24 protein-coding genes are annotated in these 25,886 nt (G+C 41.8%); 10 read left to right on the top strand and 14 right to left on the bottom strand.

The annotated features are described in order from the left end of the window. Window positions 1–27 precede the first annotated feature (27 nt). Genes VY86_RS18785 through VY86_RS18775 form a run of 3 tightly spaced genes read right to left on the bottom strand, consistent with a single transcriptional unit; the run spans window position 28 to window position 3,569 of the window. On the bottom strand, window positions 28–1,956 hold the full coding sequence (locus VY86_RS18785) for a DNA topoisomerase III (RefSeq protein ID WP_046976083.1): 1,929 nt from the start codon (window positions 1,954–1,956) through the stop codon (window positions 28–30). A 5-nt stretch (window positions 1,957–1,961) separates the two neighbouring features. After that, window positions 1,962–3,005: a selenide, water dikinase SelD gene (gene selD / locus VY86_RS18780; protein ID WP_046976082.1), complete on the bottom strand. Its 1,044-nt coding sequence runs from the start codon at window positions 3,003–3,005 to the stop codon at window positions 1,962–1,964. Window positions 3,006–3,017: 12 nt separating this feature from the next. Next, the gene (locus VY86_RS18775; protein ID WP_046976081.1) at window positions 3,018–3,569 is read right to left on the bottom strand and encodes an NAD(P)H nitroreductase; all 552 of its coding nucleotides are present in this window, start codon (window positions 3,567–3,569) and stop codon (window positions 3,018–3,020) included. A gap of 170 nt (window positions 3,570–3,739) precedes the next feature. Between VY86_RS18775 and sppA the strand changes: the two genes are divergently transcribed. The 3 genes from sppA to pncA all read left to right on the top strand — a co-directional run bounded on the left by sppA (window position 3,740) and on the right by pncA (window position 7,445). Continuing rightward, window positions 3,740–5,605 (top strand): signal peptide peptidase SppA, encoded by a 1,866-nt coding sequence (gene sppA, locus VY86_RS18770; protein ID WP_046976080.1) that lies wholly within the window; start codon window positions 3,740–3,742, stop codon window positions 5,603–5,605. 169 nt (window positions 5,606–5,774) lie between these two features. Next, the gene (gene ansA / locus VY86_RS18765) at window positions 5,775–6,794 is read left to right on the top strand and encodes an asparaginase (RefSeq protein ID WP_046976079.1); all 1,020 of its coding nucleotides are present in this window, start codon (window positions 5,775–5,777) and stop codon (window positions 6,792–6,794) included. 12 nt (window positions 6,795–6,806) lie between these two features. Further along, on the top strand, window positions 6,807–7,445 hold the full coding sequence (gene pncA / locus VY86_RS18760) for a bifunctional nicotinamidase/pyrazinamidase (protein WP_046976078.1): 639 nt from the start codon (window positions 6,807–6,809) through the stop codon (window positions 7,443–7,445). A gap of 62 nt (window positions 7,446–7,507) precedes the next feature. Here pncA and VY86_RS18755 read toward each other — a convergent pair whose 3' ends face one another. Both VY86_RS18755 and msrB read right to left on the bottom strand, forming a co-directional pair. Beyond that, on the bottom strand, window positions 7,508–7,777 hold the full coding sequence (locus VY86_RS18755; RefSeq protein WP_046976077.1) for a YeaC family protein: 270 nt from the start codon (window positions 7,775–7,777) through the stop codon (window positions 7,508–7,510). Between the two features lie 88 nt (window positions 7,778–7,865). Then, entirely contained in the window at window positions 7,866–8,276 is a 411-nt protein-coding gene (gene msrB, locus VY86_RS18750; protein WP_046976076.1) for a peptide-methionine (R)-S-oxide reductase MsrB, read from the bottom strand. A gap of 340 nt (window positions 8,277–8,616) precedes the next feature. Between msrB and gapA the strand changes: the two genes are divergently transcribed. After that, window positions 8,617–9,612, top strand: a complete 996-nt coding sequence (gapA, locus tag VY86_RS18745; RefSeq protein WP_046976075.1) for a glyceraldehyde-3-phosphate dehydrogenase — start codon at window positions 8,617–8,619, stop codon at window positions 9,610–9,612. Between the two features lie 219 nt (window positions 9,613–9,831). Here gapA and VY86_RS18740 read toward each other — a convergent pair whose 3' ends face one another. The 4 genes from VY86_RS18740 to fadR form a co-directional block, all read right to left on the bottom strand. Then, window positions 9,832–10,584 (bottom strand): MipA/OmpV family protein, encoded by a 753-nt coding sequence (locus VY86_RS18740; RefSeq protein WP_046976074.1) that lies wholly within the window; start codon window positions 10,582–10,584, stop codon window positions 9,832–9,834. A 278-nt stretch (window positions 10,585–10,862) separates the two neighbouring features. Beyond that, window positions 10,863–11,939 carry a catabolic alanine racemase DadX gene (dadX, locus tag VY86_RS18735; protein ID WP_046976073.1) on the bottom strand — a complete coding sequence of 359 codons (1,077 nt, stop codon included), beginning with the start codon at window positions 11,937–11,939 and terminating at the stop codon, window positions 10,863–10,865. A 1-nt stretch (window position 11,940) separates the two neighbouring features. Continuing rightward, window positions 11,941–13,251, bottom strand: coding sequence for a D-amino acid dehydrogenase (locus tag VY86_RS18730; protein WP_046976072.1), 1,311 nt, complete (start codon window positions 13,249–13,251; stop codon window positions 11,941–11,943). Between the two features lie 521 nt (window positions 13,252–13,772). Then, complete coding sequence (fadR, locus tag VY86_RS18725; RefSeq protein WP_046976071.1) at window positions 13,773–14,492, bottom strand: fatty acid metabolism transcriptional regulator FadR; 720 nt, start codon at window positions 14,490–14,492, stop codon at window positions 13,773–13,775. Between the two features lie 222 nt (window positions 14,493–14,714). Between fadR and nhaB the strand changes: the two genes are divergently transcribed. Further along, a complete protein-coding gene (gene nhaB / locus VY86_RS18720; RefSeq protein WP_046976070.1) occupies window positions 14,715–16,262 on the top strand; it encodes a sodium/proton antiporter NhaB in 1,548 nt (515 codons plus the stop codon). Window positions 16,263–16,441: 179 nt separating this feature from the next. After that, on the top strand, window positions 16,442–16,951 hold the full coding sequence (gene dsbB, locus VY86_RS18715; RefSeq protein ID WP_023045177.1) for a disulfide bond formation protein DsbB: 510 nt from the start codon (window positions 16,442–16,444) through the stop codon (window positions 16,949–16,951). 131 nt (window positions 16,952–17,082) lie between these two features. Here dsbB and VY86_RS18710 read toward each other — a convergent pair whose 3' ends face one another. Beyond that, entirely contained in the window at window positions 17,083–17,388 is a 306-nt protein-coding gene (locus VY86_RS18710; RefSeq protein ID WP_023045176.1) for a putative hemolysin, read from the bottom strand. A 48-nt stretch (window positions 17,389–17,436) separates the two neighbouring features. Next, window positions 17,437–17,769, bottom strand: a complete 333-nt coding sequence (locus tag VY86_RS18705) for a DMT family transporter (protein ID WP_021325552.1) — start codon at window positions 17,767–17,769, stop codon at window positions 17,437–17,439. A gap of 437 nt (window positions 17,770–18,206) precedes the next feature. On the opposite strand from VY86_RS18705, the gene VY86_RS18700 reads away from it, so the two are divergent. From VY86_RS18700 to VY86_RS18690, 3 genes are read left to right on the top strand one after another with little or no spacing between them, the layout of a single operon-like run. Beyond that, window positions 18,207–19,208, top strand: coding sequence for a hypothetical protein (locus VY86_RS18700; protein ID WP_046976069.1), 1,002 nt, complete (start codon window positions 18,207–18,209; stop codon window positions 19,206–19,208). Then, window positions 19,208–19,615 (top strand): hypothetical protein, encoded by a 408-nt coding sequence (locus VY86_RS18695; protein WP_023045174.1) that lies wholly within the window; start codon window positions 19,208–19,210, stop codon window positions 19,613–19,615. Before VY86_RS18700 ends, VY86_RS18695 begins: the two co-directional genes overlap by 1 nt. Window positions 19,616–19,656: 41 nt before the next feature. Beyond that, window positions 19,657–20,064 carry a hypothetical protein gene (locus VY86_RS18690; RefSeq protein WP_046976068.1) on the top strand — a complete coding sequence of 136 codons (408 nt, stop codon included), beginning with the start codon at window positions 19,657–19,659 and terminating at the stop codon, window positions 20,062–20,064. A gap of 1,166 nt (window positions 20,065–21,230) precedes the next feature. Here VY86_RS18690 and VY86_RS18675 read toward each other — a convergent pair. Further along, window positions 21,231–21,710 (bottom strand): Hcp family type VI secretion system effector, encoded by a 480-nt coding sequence (locus tag VY86_RS18675; RefSeq protein ID WP_046976065.1) that lies wholly within the window; start codon window positions 21,708–21,710, stop codon window positions 21,231–21,233. 276 nt (window positions 21,711–21,986) lie between these two features. Between VY86_RS18675 and ttcA the strand changes: the two genes are divergently transcribed. Next, a complete protein-coding gene (gene ttcA / locus VY86_RS18670; RefSeq protein ID WP_193386991.1) occupies window positions 21,987–22,916 on the top strand; it encodes a tRNA 2-thiocytidine(32) synthetase TtcA in 930 nt (309 codons plus the stop codon). A 344-nt stretch (window positions 22,917–23,260) separates the two neighbouring features. Here ttcA and zntB read toward each other — a convergent pair whose 3' ends face one another. Beyond that, window positions 23,261–24,244, bottom strand: coding sequence for a zinc transporter ZntB (gene zntB, locus VY86_RS18665; RefSeq protein WP_021325591.1), 984 nt, complete (start codon window positions 24,242–24,244; stop codon window positions 23,261–23,263). 15 nt (window positions 24,245–24,259) lie between these two features. Further along, window positions 24,260–25,882, bottom strand: coding sequence for a peptide ABC transporter substrate-binding protein (locus tag VY86_RS18660; protein ID WP_046976063.1), 1,623 nt, complete (start codon window positions 25,880–25,882; stop codon window positions 24,260–24,262). Window positions 25,883–25,886: the final 4 nt, after the last annotated feature.

Genomic DNA, 25,886 nt, shown 5'->3' with positions numbered 1-25,886 from the left:
TTTTTAAAATAACGTAGCAACTGCGCCCTACGGCGCAGTTGCTTTAGCGTTTTTTGTCGATTTTGTTTTTTTCCCTTTTTTCTCTTTAACCGGAATCGGGGGCAAATCACGAAAAGCTTTTAAATTACGGTTCTGTTTAGCCTGCCAAATTAATTGCTGCAATGTCTCCTCAAGTGGCCCCATGAAATCTTGATAACGGAACTGTTTTTCGCTGATTTGCGTTAATCGGGACTCCCAGTGGGCTGTCATATCCGGTAAAGCGGCCATATCAGGCAATACATGAATGAGTGCCCTACCCGCAGGCGTTGCATGAATATGACGCCCTTTTTTATAAAGAAACTCCCGTTTAAACAACAGTTCGATAATGCCGGCTCGTGTTGCTTCAGTTCCCAGCCCATCCGTTGCACGAAGGACTTTCTTCAATTCCTTATCCTGCACAAAACGAGCAATCCCCGTCATAGCAGAGAGGATAGTTGCATCTGTAAATGGCTTTGGCGGTTGAGTTTGGCGCTCTACCACCTCTCCTCTTTCACACAATAATTCATCACCCTTAGCAACAACCGGTAATGGTGTACCGTCGTTTTCTTCATCACGCTCTTTATTGCCAAGCAATGTTCTCCAACCTGCCTCAGCAAGAAAACGCGCTTTAGCAATAAATTTGCCACCGGCAATTTCCAATTCAATAATACATTTACGGAATATGGCATCTGGGAAAAATTGCATCAAATATTGTCTGGCAATCAAACCATAAATATTAGCCTCGTTGTCTGTCAGATTTATACGGTTACTTCGTGCCGTAGGAATAATTGCATGGTGGGCATCAACCTTTTTATCATCCCAGCAACGATTCTTTCTGTCTGTTTCCAGTAATGCTTGTGGCAACAGATTTGTTGTATGAACAGATATTGCATTAAGCACCGCATGGCGCCCGACAAAGTGCTCTTCAGGCAAATAACGGCAATCAGAACGGGGATAAGTAATCAGCTTATGCGTTTCATACAATCGCTGGCAAATATCCAGCACTTGCTGTGCATTCAGGCCAAAACGTTTAGCGGCTTCAATCTGCAACGAAGATAATGAAAACGGCAAAGGAGCAACTTCAGATTCCCGTTTATCCTGATAAGATGTCACATAGGCTGGCTGGCCGGTGATTCTGGCAACAACATGTTCAGCCAGAGGCCGATGTATCAATCGCCCTTCTTCATCCAGAAAATCAATACAAGATTCACTTGGCTGCCAGAGCGCGGTAAAACGCTCATCCTTTGGCGTCACAATATGGGCTTTCACCTCAAAGAAATCTTTTGGTACGAAATGCTCAATCTCTTCATCCCGGCGGACAACTAACCCCAAAACAGGCGTCTGAACCCGCCCGACAGATAATACGCCCTGGTACCCCGCATTGCGTCCAAGCAAGGTATAAGCCCGGGTCATATTAATACCATACAACCAATCAGCCCTGGCTCTGGCGAGAGCAGAAACACATAGCGGGATAAAATCCCGGTTATCTCTTAACCTGTCAATCGCTCTGGTAACCGCTTGTGGGTTTAAATCACTTATCAGGCAACGGCGAACATTTTTTCGCTTTTCACCATCCAATTTCAAAAAATCGAGAACCTCATCCACCAGCAGTTGCCCTTCACGATCCGGGTCGCCCGCATGTACCACTTCATCTGCTTTTTCCAGCAATTCCCGGATGATGTTAAGCTGTTTCGCCACAGAAGGTCGCGGTTTTAACTGCCATTTCTCCGGAATGATAGGAAGATCAACCAGTGACCAACGGGCAAAGCGACTGTCATAAGCATCAGGTTCCGCTTGCTCCAGTAAGTGCCCAATACACCAGGTCACAAACTGGTTATTTCCACAAGCAATAAAGCCATCACCACGGCGATGCGGTTTCGGTAAAACATCAGCAATCGCCCGGGCCAGGCTTGGTTTTTCTGCAATAAAAAGCCGCATGGATATTATTCATTAACCTCAATCAGCACTCTGCCTGACTGTTGCTCAGACAACTCACCAATTGCTGTCAGTTCAATGCCATGACATCGTGCAATCATTTTCACTTCATCTGCCGCTTCTGGCAGAACGGCCAGCAACAGGCCGCCTGATGTTTGCGGATCACATAACAGGTTACGCTGAAGCGCTGTCATTTCACCAATAAGATGACCATAACTGTCAAAATTACGCCCGGTGCCCCCCGGAACACACCCTTTTTCAATATAAGATTCCACTTCCGGCAGTTTAGGAATTTTTGCAAAATGGATAGTTGCCCGGACACCCGATCCTTGACAAATTTCACTCAAATGCCCTAACAGACCAAACCCGGTCACATCAGTCATTGCTGTAACACCCGCAACTTCGGCAAGATCAGCCCCCGGTTTATTTAGGCGACACATGGTTGCTGTCGCGACACCCTGATGCTCAGGCAACAACAGGCTTTTTTTCTCCGCCGTGGTCAATACCCCAATGCCAAGCGGCTTTGTCAGAAATAGCTGGCTACCGGCTTTCGCTGCACTGTTCCGTTTCACCCGGTCAATGTTAACGATACCGGTTACAGCCAGACCGAAAATAGGCTCAGGCGCATCAATAGAATGTCCTCCCGCCAGTGAAATCCCTGCGTCTTTACAAACAGCCCGGCCACCTTCAATCACCTTGCAGGCAATTTCCGGCGCCAGTTTATCCATTGGCCATCCCAGAATCGCTATCGCCATAATGGGCTTACCGCCCATGGCATAAATATCGCTGATAGCATTTGTCGCGGCAATCCGCCCAAAATCAAACGGATCATCAACGATCGGCATAAAGAAATCAGTCGTACTGATAATGCCCGTACCATTGCCAATATCATAAACCGCCGCATCATCACGCGTTTCATTACCCACCAGTAAGTGAGGATCAAGAAATTTTTCCTGCTCACTATGCAGAATGGTTTCCAAAACTTTCGGTGAAATTTTGCAGCCGCACCCAGCACCGTGACTGTACTGGGTAAGGCGAACTTCTGTTGACATAACAGACTCCGGTCAGAAGTAGCTGACAAAATTAGTCATATCCGGCGTAGCAACGTTGCCCGGCGCTTTCAAAACAGGTGTTCCAAGGTAGAGAAAACCTACTACCTTGTCATGCTCATTACAACCCAGACCAGTATGCACCGTATCATCATCAGTCCATGAACCAGTACGCCAGATACCACCAAACCCTTGCGCCACTGCCGCCATTTGCATCGCGTGCACCGTGCAGCCGGCAGAAACAACTTGTTCCCATTCCGGTATCTTGGAATTCTCCATCACCTTTGCCAGAACAGCGATAATTAATGGTGCACGATAAGGCGCACTTTTGGCTTTTTCTTCCGCGTCATGCCCCAGATTACTGTCAACGGCAGCCTGGTGAAGTAATTGGCTAAACCGATCAATACCCTCATCCTGCATGACAATAAAGTGCCACGGCCGTAATGCGCCATGATCAGGGGCTCTCATTCCCGCGGCCAGAATATTCTGTAATGCTTCACCTTGAGGCGCCGGTGTTGTCAAACGTGATACTGAACGTCGGTTCAACAAGAGTTCTAATGCTTTCATATTTTTTCTCCTGAATAAGCTATTTTGTTATAAGCTAACATTTTCTGTTTATTTGTTAACGAATAAAAGCCCAAAAGCGGCCTTTTCGGACAATTTGACACTATTTGAAGCTGACATTTATATGTCTGGTCATTAGGATAGCCCTACTTGATCCTATCTTTGGAGATGATATGCGTATTTTATGGAAGTGGGTCGCAAGATTATTTAAATGGAGTTGGCGACTGCTGAATTTTGTTCGGGAAGTCATTTCAAACCTGATTTTTATCCTGCTTATCCTGGTGATTGTTGGGGGCTTTATGCTTTATCAACAGCCCAATAAAGCGGTGGATAGTTATCAGGGAGCATTGTATGTCAATCTCACCGGTGTTGTTGTGGATCAGGTTTCCAGCCGTAACCCATTGAATCAATTGGGGCGTGAACTGTTTGGTTCATCCGGCAATAAATTACAGGAAAATTCTCTGTTTGATATTGTAGATACCATTCGTCAGGCAAAAACCGATAACAAAATCACAGGCCTGGTGCTGAAACTTGACGATTTCATCGGCGCTGACCAGCCATCAATGCAGTATATCGGTAAAGCGATTAATGAGTTTAAAACCTCAGGCAAACCCGTTTACGCTATCAGTGATAACTACAACCAACCACAATATTATCTGGCTACTTTTGCCGATAAAATTTATCTGTCGCCACAAGGTGCGGTTGGACTTTATGGCTATTCAACTAATAACCTCTATTACAAATCCCTGCTGGATTCACTGAAAGTCACCACACATATTTTCCGGGTCGGGACGTATAAATCAGCCGTAGAGCCGGTTATGCGCGATGATATGTCTCCGGCTGCACGGGAAGCTGACAGCCGTTGGATCAACGGTCTTTGGCACAACTACCTCAATACTATCGCCGCTAACCGCAAACTTTCTGTTCATCAGGTATTCCCAGGCGCGGATGAGATGATTGCCGGTCTGCGTACTGTCGGCGGCGACAATGCCCAATATGCACTTAAACGCAAACTGGTCGATTATGTCGCGCCACGCAATATCATTGAAAGTGAAATGACAAAAGCTTTTGGCTGGGATGAGAAAAACCGACATTTCAATGCCATCAGTATTTATGATTACGTGCCACAATTGCTGGCAAATAAATCATCATCCAAAGGCAATATTGCCGTTATCATAGCGCAAGGCGCGATCGTTGATGGTCAACAGGTTCCAGGAATGGTTGGCGGTGATACAACCGCCGCTCAGATCCGTCAAGCGCGTTTGGATAATAATATCAAAGCCGTTATTCTGCGGGTAAACAGTCCTGGAGGCAGCGTTAGCGCTTCCGATGTTATCCGCACCGAGCTGGCCGCTCTGCGTGCAGCGAATAAGCCGGTCGTTGTTTCTATGGGTGGAATGGCTGCATCCGGTGGTTACTGGATCTCCACCCCCGCAAATTACATCATTGCAAACCAAAGTACGTTGACCGGTTCTATTGGTATCTTCGGTGTCATTACCACTTATGAAAACAGTCTGGATCATATTGGTATCCACACTGACGGCGTTTCCACAACACCACTGGCGGGTATTTCTGTCACTAAAGGGCTCAGTAAAGAGTTCTCAGAGCTGATGCAGCTTAATATTGAGAACGGCTATAAGAACTTTATTGGCCTTGTTGCTGACTCACGCAATAAGACATCAGAAGAGGTCGATAACATTGCTCAGGGGCATGTGTGGATTGGTAATGACGCTAAAACCAATGGATTGGTCGACCAATTAGGTGATTTCGACGACGCGGTTGTCAAAGCAGCTGAATTGGCAAAATTGGATCATCCAGAACTTGATTGGATGCAGCCGGAAATGTCATTCAGTGAGTTGCTGATGAGCCAACTGACGGCAACCACTCAAGCTATCGTACCGGAAGCGATTCAGGCATGGCTGCCCGCACCACTGACACAGGTCGCTCAGGCAGTAAAACAGCAAGCTGAGTTCTATCGCCATTTGAATGATCCACAAAATCGTTATGCTTTCTGTTTAAACTGCGGAGATATTCGCTAAAAAACTATCATAATGCATGACATTAGTAGAAACATGCCGCTGGAATTCCCCGGTATGATCCTGGTGATAACTTAATTAATGCCGTTTTTAGCCTGACAGATACCCTGTCAGGCTTTTTTTATTTTGTAATACTCCTATAATCCAGCTGATCTTTTTACGAGGCACAGTCATGCAGAAGAAATCTATTTATGTCGTCTATACTGGCGGAACAATTGGGATGCAACGCTCATCTCAGGGATATATTCCCGTTTCCGGGCATTTACAGTGCCAACTCACTAAGATGCCCGAATTCCACCGGTCTGAAATGCCGACATTCACCATCCGTGAACATCAACCACTGATTGATTCTTCTGATATGACGCCAGAAGACTGGCAACTCATCGCTGATGATATCCGGCAAAATTACGATGATTATGATGGTTTCGTGATCCTGCATGGCACGGACACGATGGCATTTACCGCATCCGCTCTCTCTTTTATGTTTGAGAATCTGGGTAAGCCGGTGATTGTGACAGGATCACAAATTCCACTGGAAGCACTGCGCTCTGACGGGCAGACAAACTTACTGAATGCGCTTTATCTTGCCGCTAACTACCCCGTTAATGAGGTCAGCCTGTTTTTCAATAATAAATTGTTCCGTGGGAACCGGACGGTCAAAGCACATGCAGACGGTTTTGATGCCTTTGCCTCACCAAACTGTTCCCCATTGATGGAAGCGGGTATTAACATCAAAACCTTCAATGCAGGTCCGGCCCCTGCCAGCTGCGGTGAATTTATCACTCATCAGATCACCCATCAGCCTATTGGCGTGATAACCATTTATCCCGGCCTTTCCAGTCAAGTTGTGAACAATATTTTAATGCAACCGGTTAAAGCCTTAATCCTGCGCTCATATGGCGTCGGCAACGCGCCACAGCATCCTGAATTATTGAAAGAGCTAAAACAGGCAACAGAGAGAGGGATTGTGGTTGTCAATCTGACCCAGTGCATTTCTGGCAGGGTAAATATGGATGGTTACGCAACCGGTCATGCTCTGGCTGAAGCCGGTGTTATCAGTGGCTACGATATGACCTTTGAAGCAACTTTAACTAAGTTGCACTATTTACTCAGTCAACCCTATAGCAGTGAAAAAATTCGTTATTTAATGCAACAAAATTTACGTGGTGAATTAAGTTATGCCGACAAATAACCCGAGAAAAAGATGAAAACAGCCCTATTACTTATTGATCTACAGAACGATTTCTGTACCGGCGGTGCATTAGCCGTAAAAGAGAGTGAGCACGTCATTGATGTTGCAAATCAGGCAATTGATATCTGTCTGAAACACAATATCAGCATTATTGCCACCCAGGACTGGCACCCTGCTGAACATATGAGCTTCGCAGTCAACTCCGGTCAGAAAATCGGGGATATCGGTATACTGAACGGTATTCCGCAAGTATGGTGGCCGGAACATTGTGTTCAGGAGCAACATGGCGCTGATTTCCATCCACAACTGAACAAGCAGGCCATTATTGAGGTTTTCTACAAAGGCGAAAATCCACAGATCGACAGCTACAGCGCTTTCTTTGATAACGGCCATCAGAGTAAAACCCGGCTTGACGACTGGTTGCAAACAGAGCAAATTGAACGCCTGTTTATTATTGGTATTGCCACTGATTATTGTGTGAAGTTTACCGCGCTGGATGCGCTGGCATTAGGTTATGAAACCTGGGTAATCACTGATGGTTGTCGGGGGGTTAACCTCAATCCAGGTGACAGCCAATCCGCATTCAAAGAGATAAAAACGCAAGGCGCGATCCTGATAGAGCTTGCCCAGTTAGAAAACGCCCTTTTCTGATACCCATCAAGGCCAGGCTGAGTTCGACAAACTCAGCCTTTTCGTAGGCCATCTTGTGAAGATTACGGCTTAAATGTTGCCACCATTTCAGACTGAAAGGCCGCTTTCAGTTCTTGTTTACTCTTCATCACCAACTGACCATCAGTACCGATAGTCATATGTTCAGGTTCATAGTTGTGCCTTGCTTGCCATAGCATAATCATTTGCAGGCTATTTTCTTTCTGTTCCACAGTTAGAGGCACACCATCCTGCCATTTACCCAGTTCGACTGCCTGAACCAGGCGTTGATATATTTCTGGTGTCATTACAGATAACAGATCATCCAGTTCCATTGATATTTCCTCATTATTATTTTTCAGAATTAGCTGAAACGATTTTTCTTACATAAATTAACGGCGATGCCGGCAATGATAAAAATGTCTAACCTGCTGTTTTTTCACCTGTATTTTCATCAGTGAAACTTAACGCAGCCGAGTTGATACAAAAACGTTCTCCTGTTGGTTTCGGGCCATCAGGGAACACATGCCCCAAATGAGCGTCACAATGGCAGCAACGAACTTCAATACGCTGCATATGATGACTATTATCATCAAGATACAGTACCGCATCATCGCTGACAGGCTGGTAAAAACTCGGCCAGCCACAGCCAGAATCAAATTTAGTATCGGACATAAATAACGGCTGCCCACAGCACAGACAATGATACACGCCACTTTTTTTATTATGTAGCAATTTCCCCGAAAATGGCGGTTCCGTCCCGGCATTCTGGGTAACATGACGCTGAATATCAGTAAGCTCTGTATAAAGGGAAACATCAGGATTCTTAGCCATAACGACCACCTTAATAAGACTCATGTTTTCAATAAAATCAAATGATAATAACAAAAGATTAACATTGCATCAGTGGAATTTATTTTAAGCGGTTAACTGAAGATGTTTATCCTACTATTTGTGATGTGACTCGCATATCTAACCGATTAACTTTCAATATCTGTCGGTGCCCCGATAATGATGGGCGGATCGATTGCTGGTACCGTATAGCAAGCATCTAAATGGTGTACTCAAAGTCGATGTTTTTCGACTATTGACACGATTCCGCTTGACGGCTGGCAAGGTTTTGGTAACTTTAGTAATAATTTTTAATTCACTAAAAAATAGCTGGTGGAACACTATGACTATCAAAGTAGGTATCAACGGTTTTGGTCGTATTGGCCGTATTGTTTTCCGTGCTGCACAAGAACGTTCAGACATCGAAATCGTCGCAATCAACGATTTGTTGGATGCAAAATACATGGCTTACATGCTGAAATACGATTCAACTCACGGCCGCTTCAACGGAACGGTTGAAGTAGAAGACGGTCACCTGGTTGTTAACGGTAAAACTATCCGTGTTACAGCAGAAAGAGATCCAGCTAACCTGAAATGGAATGAAGTGGGCGTTGATGTTGTTGCAGAAGCAACAGGTATCTTCCTGACTGATGAAACTGCACGTAAGCACATTACCGCGGGTGCGAAAAAAGTGGTTCTGACCGGCCCATCCAAAGATGACACACCGATGTTTGTTATGGGTGTTAACCACAAAGCTTACGCAGGCCAGGACATCGTTTCCAATGCCTCCTGCACCACTAACTGTCTGGCGCCGCTGGCTAAAGTTATCAATGACAAATTCGGCATCGTCGAAGGGCTGATGACCACTGTTCACGCAACCACTGCGACGCAGAAAACAGTGGATGGCCCTTCTGCAAAAGATTGGCGCGGTGGCCGTGGCGCCGCTCAGAATATCATCCCATCTTCTACCGGTGCGGCTAAAGCAGTAGGTAAAGTTATCCCTGAGCTGAACGGTAAACTGACGGGTATGGCTTTCCGTGTTCCTACTCCTAACGTCTCTGTTGTTGACCTGACTGTACGTCTGGAAAAACCAGCCACCTATCAGCAAATCTGTGATGCCATCAAAGACGCGGCTGAAGGTGAACTGAAAGGCGTTCTGGGTTACACCGAAGATGACGTTGTATCTAACGATTTCAATGGCGAAAAACTGACTTCTGTATTTGATGCAAAAGCCGGTATTGCCCTGAATGACAACTTTGTGAAGCTGGTTTCCTGGTATGACAACGAAACAGGTTATTCTAATAAAGTTCTGGATCTAATCACTCACATCTCTAAATAACTGAGTTATCACCCTGCCTGAAAAGAGCTGCCTTTCCTGGCGGCTCTTTTATTTTAATCTGCGTACAACATGCGTTATTCTTGGGCCATGCCCAGCCCACATTCCGGTTGTCATTCGTTGCCGGAAAGACCATCAGTAAATATCTCAAAAAAAACCACAAAAAAGACTGAATACAATCCGGTGAATTCAGTCTCTATCCGGTATTATCGTTTCGGGTAATTAAAAACTATATGTAATACCTGTCCAGACAATACTTGAATATGATTTATTAACCATTGGGCTATCTTTAATTTCAGACGGTAGCCATTCAACACGCCCCATCATAAATACAGACCATGTCTGGTTAAATTCATAATTGGCAGATAATTCCAAGTAAGGAGTCCAACTATCACTTGGCGTATATTTTTCCAACCCGCTACGATGTGATTCACGCTCTTTAATACCATATTCGTAACGATTTTGTTTTTTACTATTCCAGACCACACCTAATCCTGGTTGTAATGACAAACTCCCTATTTCAAAGTCATATAAATAAGCCAGGTCAACCGTGATCCCTTTACTGTTACTTAAAGTATCCGCCGCAAAAGAACTGCGTAACGTTCCCCAATCTTCAATATGACGATAACTAAAACCGCCCATCATGGTATCGCGACGTTTATCCAGCTTTTTCAGCTGCTTATCTTCATTGTCTTTTGGGCTGAAACTTTGAGGATAATAATACACATCCAAAGATAATTTATCTTTCGGTTCGTTCCACAAATAATACCCAGCAGCTAAAGTATGAAAATAGAAATTGTCAGTTTCATAATTAACCATTGGAACAGGTGACACTTTATCTTCACTCTTTACTCCCTTATAAGGTGGTGACTGAGCCAGAACAGATACGCCAACTGACCACTGGCCTGCATAAGCTACCGATGAAGAAAAACAAAAAGTGATGGCTGTCGCTAGAACTTTTGCTTTGTTGATCATTATTAACTATTTCCTATAAAACAATTATGCGATTGGCTATTATCAAGTGTAAGTGTAAAAGATCATCTCCCTTATTTCCAAGAATAACATAGTATTTTTGTCCAAAAAGCACTATATGTCTAAATCATGCTTAATTTTCTTAACGAAAACATACAGATTATATGTGAAAAACAGATATATTAATTTAGAGAAATCGATAACTTATTTTTTGAATAATACCAGAAATAAATTATTATTTATCATTCTCTCAATCAGAGCAGAACCGTCCTGTCTGGTATTTAACGACATATAGATACCGGGACCCGATCCGCCAGTGCACACAACAATTCATAACCAATCGTTCCAGGGATCTCTGCCACATCATCCACCGGCAGGTTTTGCCCCCACAATTCGACAGGGCTGCCAATTTGGGCCTGCGGGCAAGGTGTCAAATCTACTGACAACATATCCATTGATACTGCCCCTAACACCTGAGTTCTGACGCCATCGACAATAACCGGTGTTCCTGTCATTGCCCTCCGGGGGTAACCATCAGCATAACCACAGGCAACAGTACCGACTCTAATAGGGCCTGATGCGGTATATTTACTGCCATAACCGATCTTTTCCCCAGCCTTGAGATGCTGAATGGCAATAATCTCACTTTGCAGACTCATCACGGCTTTCAACCCAATATCCGCAATATCTTTCCACTTTCCACTGGGAGAAGCGCCATAAAGCGCAATACCGGGACGTACCCAATCCCGATGAGTTTGCGGATACCACAGGGAAGCGGCTGAATTAGCTAAACATTGAGCAATATCCAAGCCCTGACTGACTGAATTAATAATATCAAGTTGTTCAGTAACGCCAATTTCCTTATTATCTGCATTCGCAAAATGCGACATCAACGTTATTCGCCCAATTTGCCGGATACCCCTTGCCAGCGATAAAACCTCTTTATATTGATCCGCAGGGAAACCCAATCGATTCATGCCGCTGTTTAATTTTAGATAAATATCGATTGGCCTGCTCAAATTGGCCATCTCGATTGCTTTAAGCTGCCAATGACTGTGTACCGCCGTTGTCAACTGATACTGATCAATTACCGACAAATCTTCTGGTTTGAAAAAACCCTCCAACAGCAAGATAGGTCGCTGCCAACCCTGTTCCCGCAATAAAATGGCCTCATTAAAATCAAGTAAGGCAAATCCATCTGTCTGATCGAGATACCGCCATAGACAACGCAGGCCATGCCCATAAGCATTTGCTTTAACTACAGCCCAGATTTTGCTATTACCGACCCTATTACGAATAATACCCAGGTTATTTTTCAACGCATCAAGATGGATCGTTGCCGAAATCGGACGTGGCATATCAGCCCCTCAGTTCAGTGTGCAATTGATGGCCCAATGGCCTAAATTTCGTATTAAAACTATTAACATAACGGAATACTGACAAATCATCAGAGGCAATGGAAGTCTTCTTACCTGAAATAAGATCCGCCAGTAACTGACTGGAACCACATGCCATTGTCCACCCTAACGTGCCGTGCCCTGTATTGAGGTAGAGATTGTTATATTCAGTCGGGCCAACAATGGGAGTACCATCGGGTGTCATTGGCCGTAATCCCGTCCAGAAATTAGCCTGAGCAATATCGCCACCACCCGGATAGAGATCCTGCACGACCATTTTCAGTGTTTCACAACGTGCTTTAAGCACATTCAAATTGAAGCCCACAACTTCTGCCATGCCGCCAACACGAATACGATTGTCAAACCGGGTGATCGCAATTTTGTATGTTTCATCCAACGCAGTCGAGACCGGAGCCCGTTCTGCATCTACGATAGGCATGGTTAATGAATAACCTTTCAGTGGATATACCGGGATTTTGACAAGACCATTTAACAGTTCAGTAGAATAGGCTCCCATTGCAACAACATAGCTGTCTGCCGTCATGACGCTATCTTCACACTGGACACCCGTAATACGGTGCCCTTCTACCAGCAACTGTTTGACCTGTTTATTAAACAGAAATGTGACTCCAGCCGCTTCTGCCATTTTTGCCAATTCTTTAGTAAAAAGCTGACAATCCCCCGTTTCATCGTTTGGTAATTGTAAGCCTCCCGTCAATTTGTGAGCGACACGGGCCAATGCCGGTTCAACTGTCGCCAGCTTATCTGGCGTTAACAGGTTGTAAGGCACACCTTCTTGTTCAAGAACCACGATGTCATTCATCGCATTATCAAACTGCTTATTGGTGCGGAATAATTGAAGGGTGCCCCCCTGGCGACCTTCGTATTGAATACCGGTATCTGCCCTTAACTGTTTGATACAGTCACGGCTGTACTCTGCTAGCCGTACCATCCGGCTTTTATTGATTGCATAGTGACTTGCATCACAATTGAGCAGCATCTGCCACATCCAGCGCAATTGAAACAGCGAACCATCAGGGCGGATAGACAGCGGAGCATGACGTTGAAACATCCATTTAATGGCTTTCAGTGGAATACCGGGCGCTCCCCACGGTGTCGCATATCCCGGCGAGATCTGACCGGCGTTCGCCGCGCTGGTTTCCTGGGCAGCACTTCCCTGACGATCAATAACGGTTACTTCATGACCTTGCTGTACCAAATACCAAGCACTGGTTACACCAATAACGCCACTACCTAAAACAAGGATTTTCATCATGGTCCCCTGATGATTAAAAATTTAGCTAAGCATAATATGCTGCCTAAAAAAAACCAATATAGGACAATCATCGGTAACGTCAATAATCTATATTTATGATTTAGATCACAATAAGATTACATTTATGCAACAAGGATATTTGTTACTTATACACAAGCAATTTACAAAAACTGATACTAAGATGATGAAATTAAAATAAAAATAAAGATTTATATCGCATGCTAATTATTGAATATGCAGTAATTATTCTTATTTTTTCAGCGAAAATGATGAATCAATTAAACAACCACAAGATACCAATAACCATCAATTAATCGAAATAAAAATTCAATAAAAACCCATAATTTCGGAATAATATTCTGAAATTTATATATTGATGATTGACTTGAGATGAGGGGAAAAAAGAAACAAAATTCCCGGGGCAGCGTATTCTGCCCCGGGTCAGCTCAAAATAGTTTTGATTTGAAACTAATGAATTGGATTAAGACTTGGCATTAAGTAAAAATACTAACAGGATATCAACGACAAACTTCAGCTAAATCACTTGGCATCGTACTTTGCATACTGTGCCAAATGATACCGCTCTCTTTACCATAATTACGTACACATTCCATGACCTTATCATAGGATTTATCCCGGCATAATATCGCCAGTTGCTGATAAAAGTTCAATGCCAATTTGCGGGCCTCAGGATTAGAGAAGTAATAACGCCCTACACGGGTATACAACCCTTTCAACCCATTGATAATAAGGCCGTAAATTGGATTGTCTGAAGCAAAAGCCAAACCACGGAAAATATCATAATCCAGAGCGCTGAAAGACTCTGAGTTATCTTCCACATTCTCTTTTTTTGCCAACACTTCCAATGACTGACTTGGATTATGCCTAAAAGCTGTGCGAATAAATATTGCGGCAATATTCGTTCTCACTGCCAGTAGATTATCAATTAACTCAGGAACGCGATCGTGATCAAGACGAGCCAGTGTTTCTAAAATATTAAGACCTGATGTTTCCCAAAAGTTATTCACTTTTGTTGGCTTGCCATGCTGAATAGTTAACCAACCATCGCGTGCCAAACGCTGCAATACCTCACGCAGGGTAGTCCTTGTTACACCAATCAACTCAGATAATTCACGTTCTGCCGGAAGAATAGAGCCTGGAGCAAAACGACCGTTCCATATACTCTCAATAATATACTCTTCCGCAAAACCGGCGGGACTTTGAGCCTTAATGACCATATTTTTGTTATTCCAACGTGAATTTTTCAACTAATAATAGATGAAATTATATCAGAATGCGCCCCTCCAATATAGCTGTCTAGTCTAGAAACCACAAAAACGGTCACGAAAAAAGCACACAAATTGTTTAACTGTGCCTCATCTCCCTTAAAATATTTTGTATTAAAGCGTACTATTGTTTAGAGAACACAACTTTACGAATTTAGAGGAATTTTAATTACCATGGAAACCAATATCCGGAAAGCGGCGATAAAAAACTTTCTCGGTCACTCACCGAATTGGTATAAGTTGGCTATCATCGCTTTTCTTATCATCAACCCACTTGTATTCTTCATCATCAACCCATTTGTTGCCGGCTGGCTGCTGGTTGTCGAATTTATCTTTACTTTGGCAATGGCGCTTAAATGCTACCCGTTACAACCCGGTGGCCTGTTGGCCATTGAAGCGGTCATCATCGGTATGACCTCACCTCAACAAATTGGTCATGAAATTGCTAATAACCTGGAAGTTGTTCTGCTGCTGATATTTATGGTTGCAGGGATTTACTTCATGAAGCAGTTATTATTATTTGCGTTCACTAAACTTCTTCTATCCATAAAATCCAAACGGATGCTTGCCCTGGCATTTTGTTTAGCCAGTGCATTCCTCTCTGCATTTCTTGATGCCCTGACGGTTATCGCGGTAGTTATTAGTGTTTCCCTTGGCTTCTATTCTATCTATAACAATTTTATCTCTGATCAGTATGATGCACTGAAGCCGAATAGCGATCGTCATATTGATGCAGAGAAAAGGAAACAAACGCTCGCACAGTTTCGTGCTTTTTTACGCAGCCTGATGATGCATGCAGGTTTAGGGACTGCGCTCGGTGGTGTGATGACCATGGTGGGAGAACCCCAAAATCTGATTATCGCCAAAAGTGTTGGCTGGGATTTTGTCACCTTCTTTATTCGCATGGCTCCAGTTACCTTGCCTGTTTTTATCTGTGGTCTGCTAGTCTGTTTTCTGGTCGAGCACTTTAAGTTATTCGGTTATGGTGCAGAATTGCCGGAACGCGTCCGGCAAGTGCTGGAAAATTATGATAAAAAAGCCAGCGTAAAACGAACCCGCCAGGAAAAAGCGCAGCTTATTGCTCAGGCACTGATTGGCCTATGGCTAATTGTCGCTCTGGCATTTCATTTGGCAGAGGTTGGTCTGATCGGTCTGTCAGTTATCATTCTGACCACCTCTTTTTGCGGTATCACGGAAGAACATGCGCTAGGCAAAGCGTTTGAAGAGGCATTGCCATTCACGGCATTATTAACGGTTTTCTTTTCCGTTGTTGCAGTGATAGTTGACCAACAACTGTTTACGCCATTTATTCAGTTCGTCTTGCAGGCTTCAGAAACTTCTCAGCTTTCTCTGTTTTATCTGTTTAATGGCCTGCTCTCAGCCGTGTCAGATAACGTATTTGTTGGTACGGTTTATATCAATGAAGCCAAGGCTGCTATGCAAGAAGGGCTGATTTCACATCAACAATATGAATACCTGGCGGTTGCCATTAATACCGGTACGAACCTGCCTTCTGTTGCGACACCTAACGGACAAGCTGCATTCCTGTTCCTGCTGACCTCAACGTTATCACCCTTAATCCGTCTGTCTTATGGCCGAATGGTCATGATGGCATTGCCCTATACCATCGTGATGACGCTGGCTGGTTTGCTATGTGTGGAATTTCTGTTAGTTCCGATGACCGACATCATGGTTCATTGGGGTTTAATCGCGTTGCCATAACCGGCAACAAATTTATTTCATAACGTTATTACCCATGCCGGATTGAGCGCTAATTATGTTCAATCCGGCTTTATTTTTTACCCGAAAAAACAAATTTACTTTAATTAACTTTTTTTGTTGCATTTTAGGCGGCAAAATAGGCGTTCAATTATTTATCTTATTTGCATGGAAAAAAGGACATGATGCGATTTTTAACCCACTGTTCTCAAGGACGAAACGCATGGCTGTTAATGGCTTTAACTGCCTTAATACTGGAAGGTTCAGCCTTATATTTTCAGCACGTGATGAAATTACAGCCCTGTGTGATGTGTATTTATGAACGAGTTGCTCTGTTTGGTGTGTTCGGTGCTGGATTACTGGGCGCAATCGCGCCAAAAACGCCGTTACGTTGGTTGGCTATTATTTTATGGATCTACAGTGCCTGGCGTGGCCTGCAATTGGCATGGGAACATACTATAATCCAATTATATCCTTCCCCATTTAATACTTGTGATTTTTTTGTAAACTTTCCTTCATGGTTAGCATTAGATAAATGGCTCCCTTCAGTGTTTGAAGCCTCCGGTGACTGTTCAGCAAGACAATGGCAATTTCTGTCATTAGAGATGCCACAATGGTTAGTTGGTATTTTTGCCGCTTATCTGGTTGTTGCTGTATTGGTGTTGATCAGCCAATTTTTTGATCGTAAATAATTGCCAGTTCAGACGCTAAAACAGTTGGCTGGTGAATCAAATATACTCGCAGAATCATGCCTAAAGGTGTCTACCACAGTGTTCCCAACGGCATGTTCCTGCGCATAACAGGCAGTTGCCTGATTTATACTTTAAATTGGTGCGCAAGAACCTTGCAATAACGCCCTTTCATCACAACGTTTGCCATTCACCAACTGACACACCGGTGTTTGTGTACCATTTAATTGTACGGCTAATGCAGGCGTACCACCTGCATAAACACATGTTGCTCTGGCATCAATTCCAAGACCAATTTCTGGCTGAGAATATTGTATCGCCTGATATTGGACAAATGTTTTCCCTGTTTGACGACTACAGCCAGCCAATAAAGCAAAATTAAAGAGCAGTGCTCCTAATAAAACTTTATTGAATCCCTTCTTATCGTCGATATTTAACATATCTCTTCTCCGAAAAACAATTCAGGGAAAACCATGCAGCATCATTAATTAATGTGCGCTACTGTCAGAAAGCAAATTTATTACCATAACGCCCGCAATAATAAGCGCCATACCTAACATAGCCGCCCAATCCAACTTCTGCTGATATAAAAATATCGCCGCAACAGAAACCAGCACAATACCAAGGCCAGACCATATCGCGTAGGCAACGCCCAATGGCACAACTTTAACTACATGAGATAATGCCCAAAAAGCAATGCCATATCCAACAATGACCAGTATAGAAGGGAATAATTTACTAAACCCATCGGAAGCTTTTAATGAAGCGGTTGCCACAACCTCAGCAACAATTGCCATTGCTAAATATACAAATCCATTCATAACTTTACTCTCTATAACAGAAAAACATAAATTGAACAACACTAATAGACAAAAACGGGCTGAATCTATCACAAATCCTGGCAAGAGTAACGTAACAAAAATGATATATTTCGTCCCCTAAATCCAATTCAAACATTATTTACAGCGTGTCCGCTGAAGTATCCTGATGACAGGAAGATCGTTGGAAAGATTCTACAAGAAGTATGGAAAAGTGCTAATGATAGCTTCCAGTTTTGCGATTCAGACCAAAATCATTCAGCACGAGAACCTTTACCATCACTTGGGAAAATATAGCGTCGAGGGATTAAACACCGATATATTTATAAGTTAAAAATAATCCTATTATCTGATTAGGCAATCATTGTGGAACTAAAAGAAACCTATACTGTCTGAATTTGAGTAATCTTATTTCAACACGCTTTGAGGGGCAAAATAGTATGGAGAGGAACATTCAACCCGGTTTCTGTGTAGTACAACAACCTGGAGGATTAAGTTTTCAGGCAAGCTTGTTGTTCAGTCATTCGAATAGCAAAGCGGCCCGGTATTTTATGGAGTTGAATGCCGATAACCGGTACCTGAAACCAGGACAGATTCTACTTGTTGCCGATCCCGATTCTTATAATCCGCCGCATATAATGCAGCTATTAAAGCAATCCCAGTATGAAATAAACCAATCCGTTTCGAGCTTACCTAATGAATATGCCTCATTTTTGCATCGTCATTTTGGTCTGTTTCATTATTTACTGGATCAGGGAGGAACGCTTATCGGTACTGCTTCATCACTGGGTGGAAGCTATTTTTCTGAAATTAATAAAAACCTGTCAAATTTACAGTCTCTTTATGAGAAAGAATATCGGTTAAATGGGCTAAATCGAAAGTATGCCAGCCCCGATTTTTATCTAAAAAGACAAAAGATTATGGGTAATCTAAAGAGACTATTGAATAAGGTTGGGCGACTTTCTTTAAAAATCGAAGAACATCCTAACTTAAAACATGCGTTAAAGTTATCAACCAAAGCCATTGCCCATCAATGGGATAAAGCAGGGATTGGTGCAATAAAAGGATATAGTCAAACAATTATCCAAGGTGAAAAAATGGCTAAATGGATGAAGTACGGTGGCCGTATTGCGATCGGATTGGACTTTGTTGATACCACCGGGCAGATTATTGATGCCTGTAATTACGGACAATCAGGAAAATGTGAAAAAGTGGCAGTTAAGGAATATAGTAAATTTGCAGGTAGAACAGGAGGGGGAATGCTTGGAGGATATGTGGGCAGTATAGAAGCAGGGGCAGCATGTATTGCTCTTGGGGCTGCAACGGGGGGTTTAGTTGCAGGACTCTGCATAGTTGGGGGCGGTTTAGCGGGTGGGGCCATAGGTAGCTATACACTTGACAATACTATGGGATTCTTTGCAGATATGTTTATAGGAGATTAATGATGAATATATTAGATTTAATCACAATTATTTCCGTTATTTTTTTCTTCTTCTTTTTAATTATATCAATAGCTATTTATAAGATAAATCAAAAAAAAATGGATGAAATTATTGAATCATATATTAGCGAAGGGCTTTATTTGTCAGCAGGCGTAAAATTAGGCCGATTCTTAGGCGTTCATGGTCAATTTCAGGTTGCTGTATTTTTCTATAAATTACTAACCGGTAAGAGAATGAGAATAAATGAAAAAGATAGCAAATACATGTACCAGAAATCTTATGATTTCATTCAAAACTTACCCTCTAATTTAACTCATTGGATAAAAATATATTTTATCACCATTAATATAAGTGGAGCCTTCTTCTTTATATTAATGGCAATATACTTATTTAAAACATACGATTAATTTTAAACTGAAATCTGTTAGATATTCAATAGGATATTAATATGAATAGAATCACTTTTATCATTTTGCTTATTTTTTGCACTTCCTTTTTTCTTTTTCTTGCTATATCAATAATTATTTACAAAATAAATCAAAAAAAAATGGATAAAATTATTGAATTATATATGAAAGAAGGACTTTGTTTGTCATCAGGAGCATATATGGGTCATCTTATGGGTATTCAAGGTCAGTTTTATCCTGCCGTATTTTTCTATAGGTTATTAACAGGAAAAAGAATAAGAATAAATAGACCTGATAGTAAATATATGCCACAAGAATCTTATGATCTCATTCAAAAATTACCAAAAAACATGACAAATTGGTTGAAAGCCTATATTTTAACTATCTCTATCAGCCTATTATCCTTCGCTATTGACATGATATTTTCTTTATATTTTAAATACTTCTGAGAGACTATAAGTGAATAATATGAATATTTTAAAATACGTTACATTCTTTATATCCTGTTCTGCCTTTTTCTTAATTCTGGTATTTATTATTTTTTACATGTTAAACAGTTCGAAATTTAGAGAACTAACGGAGATTTATATCCGTGAAGGTTATTCTATACCTCAAATCATCTATATGTCTTCATTCTCAGGGATCTTTGGCAGTATTATTTTTTCTTGTTTTTTCTATCAGTTGATAACTAAAAGAAAATTACCACTATCATATTCTTTTATAGAAAACTCCATACCGAATGAAGCTTTTATATCAGATAAAGCCAATTCTTTTACCAAAAGATTTTCTTGGAAAATATCCACTTTTATAAAGGTGTACTATTATATTTTTATGTTGTTTATGGTTGTCTTTATTACTGGTATTGATAAACTAATTCTTCATTAAAATATAGCGAAAATTTTTCATTAACATTATTAAAGGTGAATAACATGAACATTCTAACTAATACAATTAACTTTATCATGATTTCTTTATTTTTAGTTAGCATGTTTGCTACTATTTTTATTCGTTTTTTATGGAATAAAGAAGACATCCTTCACAGAAATCAGAGAAAAATATACACAAAATGGCTTTTTTATACCACAAATTATATATGCAATATCGTTTTCCAGTTTTTTTGGCAGTTATTATCTATCATGTTTCTTCTACCAGATAATAACTGGAAGGAAGACTATAATATCTCGTTTTTATATAGGTAATTCCATACCACAAGAAGCATATGAGTTCGCAAAGAGTATACCTAAAAAACTTGCTTCAATAATGATTATCTATTATTATTTGTTTTCTATTTCTATATTCTCATTCACCTTAAGTAGTATACTTGCATTGTTATACAAGTATTTAACGAATACATAAAGCAAACCCTATTAATTAAAAGATCGATAGGAAATTAACATGAACAGATCAACTCTTATCATTATATCTATCCTTTGTATTTTATTTCTTATTTTTTGGTTGTATCAGTCGCCATTTACAAAATAAATCAAAAACTTAAACATATCAATTATATTTTATAATTAGGATTACGATAACCACAACTTCTTTATATTAATATATTTATTCCAAAAAACACGCCTAGTTATTAACTAAAAACTAAGCGTATAAATTATAGTTATCAATAAACCATCTCATCCCAGATACAATATCCTGATGTTCCTGCCATATAATGCCGACAAATAATGTTAACATACTGAACTGAAACAACTTCCTCCGGTTGTCCTTTATTATCATTAACAACATGCGGATAATTAACATTTAAACCGCAAATTTTTGCCCCAGTGAGCAAGATGGAATAGAAAAGTTCCTGTGAGCCTATTTGCGAGGTCCGATAAACATCAAATGTCAATTCCATTTTTTCACGATTAGCCGCCGCTATCATTAATAATGGTGAAGATTTATCTAATGGTTTAATGAAGTTTACCGGCTGATAATTGACATTCTGCGCGACAGTCAAGCCATGATTAAATTGCAGTACCATAATTTGATTTTCATGTCCATTCTGATACCGGTTACCAATAGAATCCAGAGTTGAGCATCCTTGAGAAATAAGCCCTTGCGTTTCACCTTTTATCGTTACATAAATCATATTTGCCATACTATTTATCCTATATTTTTGCTTAATCTTTCGTTCTGAACTACTTTTTTGGCATTTCAATGATAAAATTGTAAAAAACAGTCAAATATATTATATAAATGTAAATACAGAACACCTACAATCAATCTAAAAGCGCAATCCTTATCTTCTATAACAGAAAAAGCTGTCAATTCATCAGTATTAACGGGTAAAAACGAGCGGAATCCATCACAAACTCTTTAAGGTGCCAAGTGATAAAAATGGTATACTCTCCCCCCTAAATTCCATTTAAACATTATTTACAGAGCGTCCGTGGTGGATCAGAAAGCACAATATAACCAAAACAAATTACAGAAACGTTTACGCCGTGATGTCGGTCAGGCCATCGCTGATTTCAATATGATTGAGGAAGGAGACCGTATTATGGTCTGCCTTTCCGGTGGTAAAGACAGCTATACCCTGTTGTCTATCCTGCAAAATCTGCAAAAAAGCGCTCCGGTTAATTTCTCACTTGTTGCAGTTAATCTGGATCAGAAACAGCCAGGTTTTCCTGAGCATATCCTTCCCGCTTATCTGGATGAACTGGGTGTCGAATATAAAATTGTTGAAGAAAACACTTACGGCATTGTGAAAGAAAAAATACCCGAAGGTAAAACAACGTGTTCTCTTTGTTCCCGTCTGCGTCGGGGCATTTTATATCGTACTGCGACTGAGTTGGGCGCAACTAAGATTGCATTAGGGCATCATCGCGATGATATTTTGCAAACCCTGTTTCTCAATATGTTTTACGGCGGCAAGCTAAAAGGGATGCCACCGAAGTTAATGAGTGATGATGGTAAGCATATTGTAATTCGTCCCCTCGCCTATTGCCGTGAGAAAGATATTGAACGCTATGCTGCCGCCAAAGCGTTTCCTATCATTCCTTGTAATCTCTGTGGCTCGCAGCCAAATTTGCAGCGCCAGGTTATCAAAGATATGTTACGGGAATGGGATAAACGCTATCCGGGAAGGATTGAAACAATGTTCCGTGCGGTACAAAATGTCGTTCCATCCCATCTCAGTGATTTTAATCTGTTCGATTTTAAAAATATCACTCATGGAAGTGACGTTATTGATGGTGGTGATCTCGCTTTTGACCGCGAAGAATTACCTGTACAACCCGCCGTTGATATAGAAGATCAACCCGATTATCAATCAGAACGGCTGGATATTGTCGAAGTAAAATAGTTATCCTTAATTATACCGCTCCAGATATATTTCAGAGCGGTAATTTTATTTTTCACTGCTTTTTTATTTAAAATTTCCCTATTCTGCTTACAACAACAATGAAAAAATGCCGATATTAAAAAGTAATATCGGCACAAGAATGGGCAATTATTCTGTATAAAGACTCATGTGAGAAAAATTACAATTACGGAGAACAACGTTCATCACTTAACGTTGTTTTCACCTGCGAGAGTTATAATGCCCCAATGATGCCGGGTGAGTATTGATCTATCTCAAATTAAGGGTCAGTTTTAGCAATATTTCCCGGTAGTTGCGTTTTATTTCTCTGAGCAATTATTTAATTTTCATAACCATCTACTGCGCTTTAACCACCACGCAACAAATATAATCAATCCCAATAATAACAAGCAAAAAATACTAAAGCCCAAATAATATTCATTGCCTGGGATACCACCAAGGTTGACACCAAATAATCCGGTCAGGAATGTTGTTGGCAAAAAAACCATCGCAAATAATGACATAACATAAGTGCGACGATTCATCGCATCCGCCATCATTGATGTAATTTCATCTGAAATAATGGCGGTACGGGCAATGCAACCATCCAAATCATCCAATTCCCTTCCCAGACGCTCGGAAATCTCCTGCATCCGACGGCGATCTTCATCACTCATCCAAGGTAATCTTTCACTGGCAAGACGGGCAAATACATCTCTCTGAGGCGCCATATAACGACGCAAAACAATCAATTGCTTACGCAGCAAGGCCAACCCACCCCGCCCCGGTATTCGCTGCTCCAGAATCATATTCTCAAGCTCAATAAGATTGTCATGAAGATCTTCAATAAAATTACCGACTTCATCAGTGATTGCATCAACCATGTCGACCAGCCAGTGCCCGGTAGTTTGCGCGCCAATGCCATTTTGCAAATCACTTAATACTTGTTCAAGTGAATGAACTTTACGATGGCGGCTGGAAATAACAATTTTAGAATTAATATAAATACGGAACACCACCAGCTGATCGGGGCGTTCACTTTCATTGCTATTAATTGTTCGCAATGTGATCATCGTACCATCGCCGGTACGGATTATTTTCGGCCTCAAACTTTCCCCAGCCAACCCCACTTTCACTGATTCCGGTAATAAATCCGTCTCCATTATCCAGCGATAACTCTTGGGATTACGGTAATCCAGATGTTGCCAGAAAGGTTGAGCTGGTGTGGCTGATGCATTCATATCTATCGCTGTCATACCGCCTCGACCATCAAACTGACAGGTATAGACTGCATCGGCATCTTTAAATGATGAACCATAAATTGTTTCCACATCCAGCTCCTTACTTTAGTGCTTGATAATGTACATAGTATGACTATAGGCCACATCTTCAGGATTGGTGATCGGGTATCCTTTTAACCAAGGTTTTATCAACCGGCCGTTTGTATACTGATAAATCGGTGCAATAGGCGCCTGTTCAGCAATCATCTGTTCCGCTCTGTTATAGTCATCGTTTCTCCGGGCATCATCCGTTTGCAAACTGGCAGATTGGAGTAGTTTGTCATAATTAGCCTGATGGAATTTGGCAATATTGCCACTATGCGTTGAAGTCAACAGGCTCAGAAACGTGGATGGTTCGTTATAATCCCCCACCCAAGATGCACGAATAACATCAAAATTACCGGTGTTGCGGTTATCAATATACGTTTTCCATTCCTGATTCACCAGATTCACCTGTACGCCCAGTTTTTTCTTCCACATAGAGGCAACAGCAATAGCAATTTTCTGATGGTTTTCGGAACTATTATAGAGCAGAGAAAGTTTCAGTGGGTTGTTCAAGCCATAACCCGCCGCCTGTAGCAGCGTCTTGGCCTGTTGGTCCAGTTCTGCTTGTGTGTGTTGTTCCATGTCACTGATCACAGGATGGAAACCCGCAGTCACATCCGGCGTGAAATGCCAGGCGGGTTTCTCTCCTGTTCCCAATACTTTTTCCGCAATAATTTTACGGTCAATTGCCATAGAAAGCGCTTTACGCACTCTGGCATCATTGGTTGGGGCTCGTTGGGTGTTAAAGGCGTAATAATAGGTACCCAATTGATCCGGCGTATAAACCTGCCCAGGTAATTCATGGCGCAACTTTTTGTACATATTTTTCGGGAAGGATTCGGTAATATCCAGATCACCAGCCAGATAGCGTTTAGTCGCGTGTGATTCCTGATTAATGAGTACGAATGTGACTTTGGTCAGAACCGTTTTTTTATGATCCCAGTAATAAGGATTTGGCGTCAGAACGATTTTCTCATTCACAACCCGATCGTGTAATTTGAAAGCACCGTTCCCCACCAAATTACCAACCTTTATCCACTCTTTCCCATATTTTTCTACCGTTTTCTTATTGACCGGATAGAGACTGAAATTCGCGGTCAGATTGGGGAAATAAGGCACAGGCCGGTTTAGCGTCACCTGTAATATGTGCGTATCAATAGCCTTAACACCCAGTTTTACAGCAGGCAATTTTCCGTCAATAATTTCTTGCGCATTCTCAATACCTGCCAGGGCGGCAAACCAGGCAAAAGGAGAGGTATTAACCGGGGTGACTAATCGCTGCCAACTATACACAAAATCCGCCGCAGTAACCGGCTCCCCATTTGACCAACGGGCATCAGAACGCAACGTAAAAAACCAGGTTTTGTTGTCAGCCGTTTTCCATGCTGTCGCGACGCCGGGGATTGCATTGCCGTACGCATCCTGATTTACCAGCCCTTCAAACAGATCACGCTGAACCTGAGCCTCCGTCAAACCCACCGCATTAATCGGGTCTAAGGATGCCGGTTCGTCTTTTAGATGACGTACCAATTCTTGTCTGTCATTAAGCTGAGTACCGGGCGGCACTTCCGCAGCAAAGGCAGAAGCAATGAGAAAAGAGCTACTGATAAGTAGCGCACATGAAGTCAAGCTGAAATAGCGCATTAAG

This window comes from Photorhabdus thracensis (assembly GCF_001010285.1).
Lineage (GTDB): Bacteria > Pseudomonadota > Gammaproteobacteria > Enterobacterales > Enterobacteriaceae > Photorhabdus > Photorhabdus temperata.
Note: the sequence above shows the minus strand (reverse complement) of the source record. Positions and strands in the feature narration are given on the sequence as shown.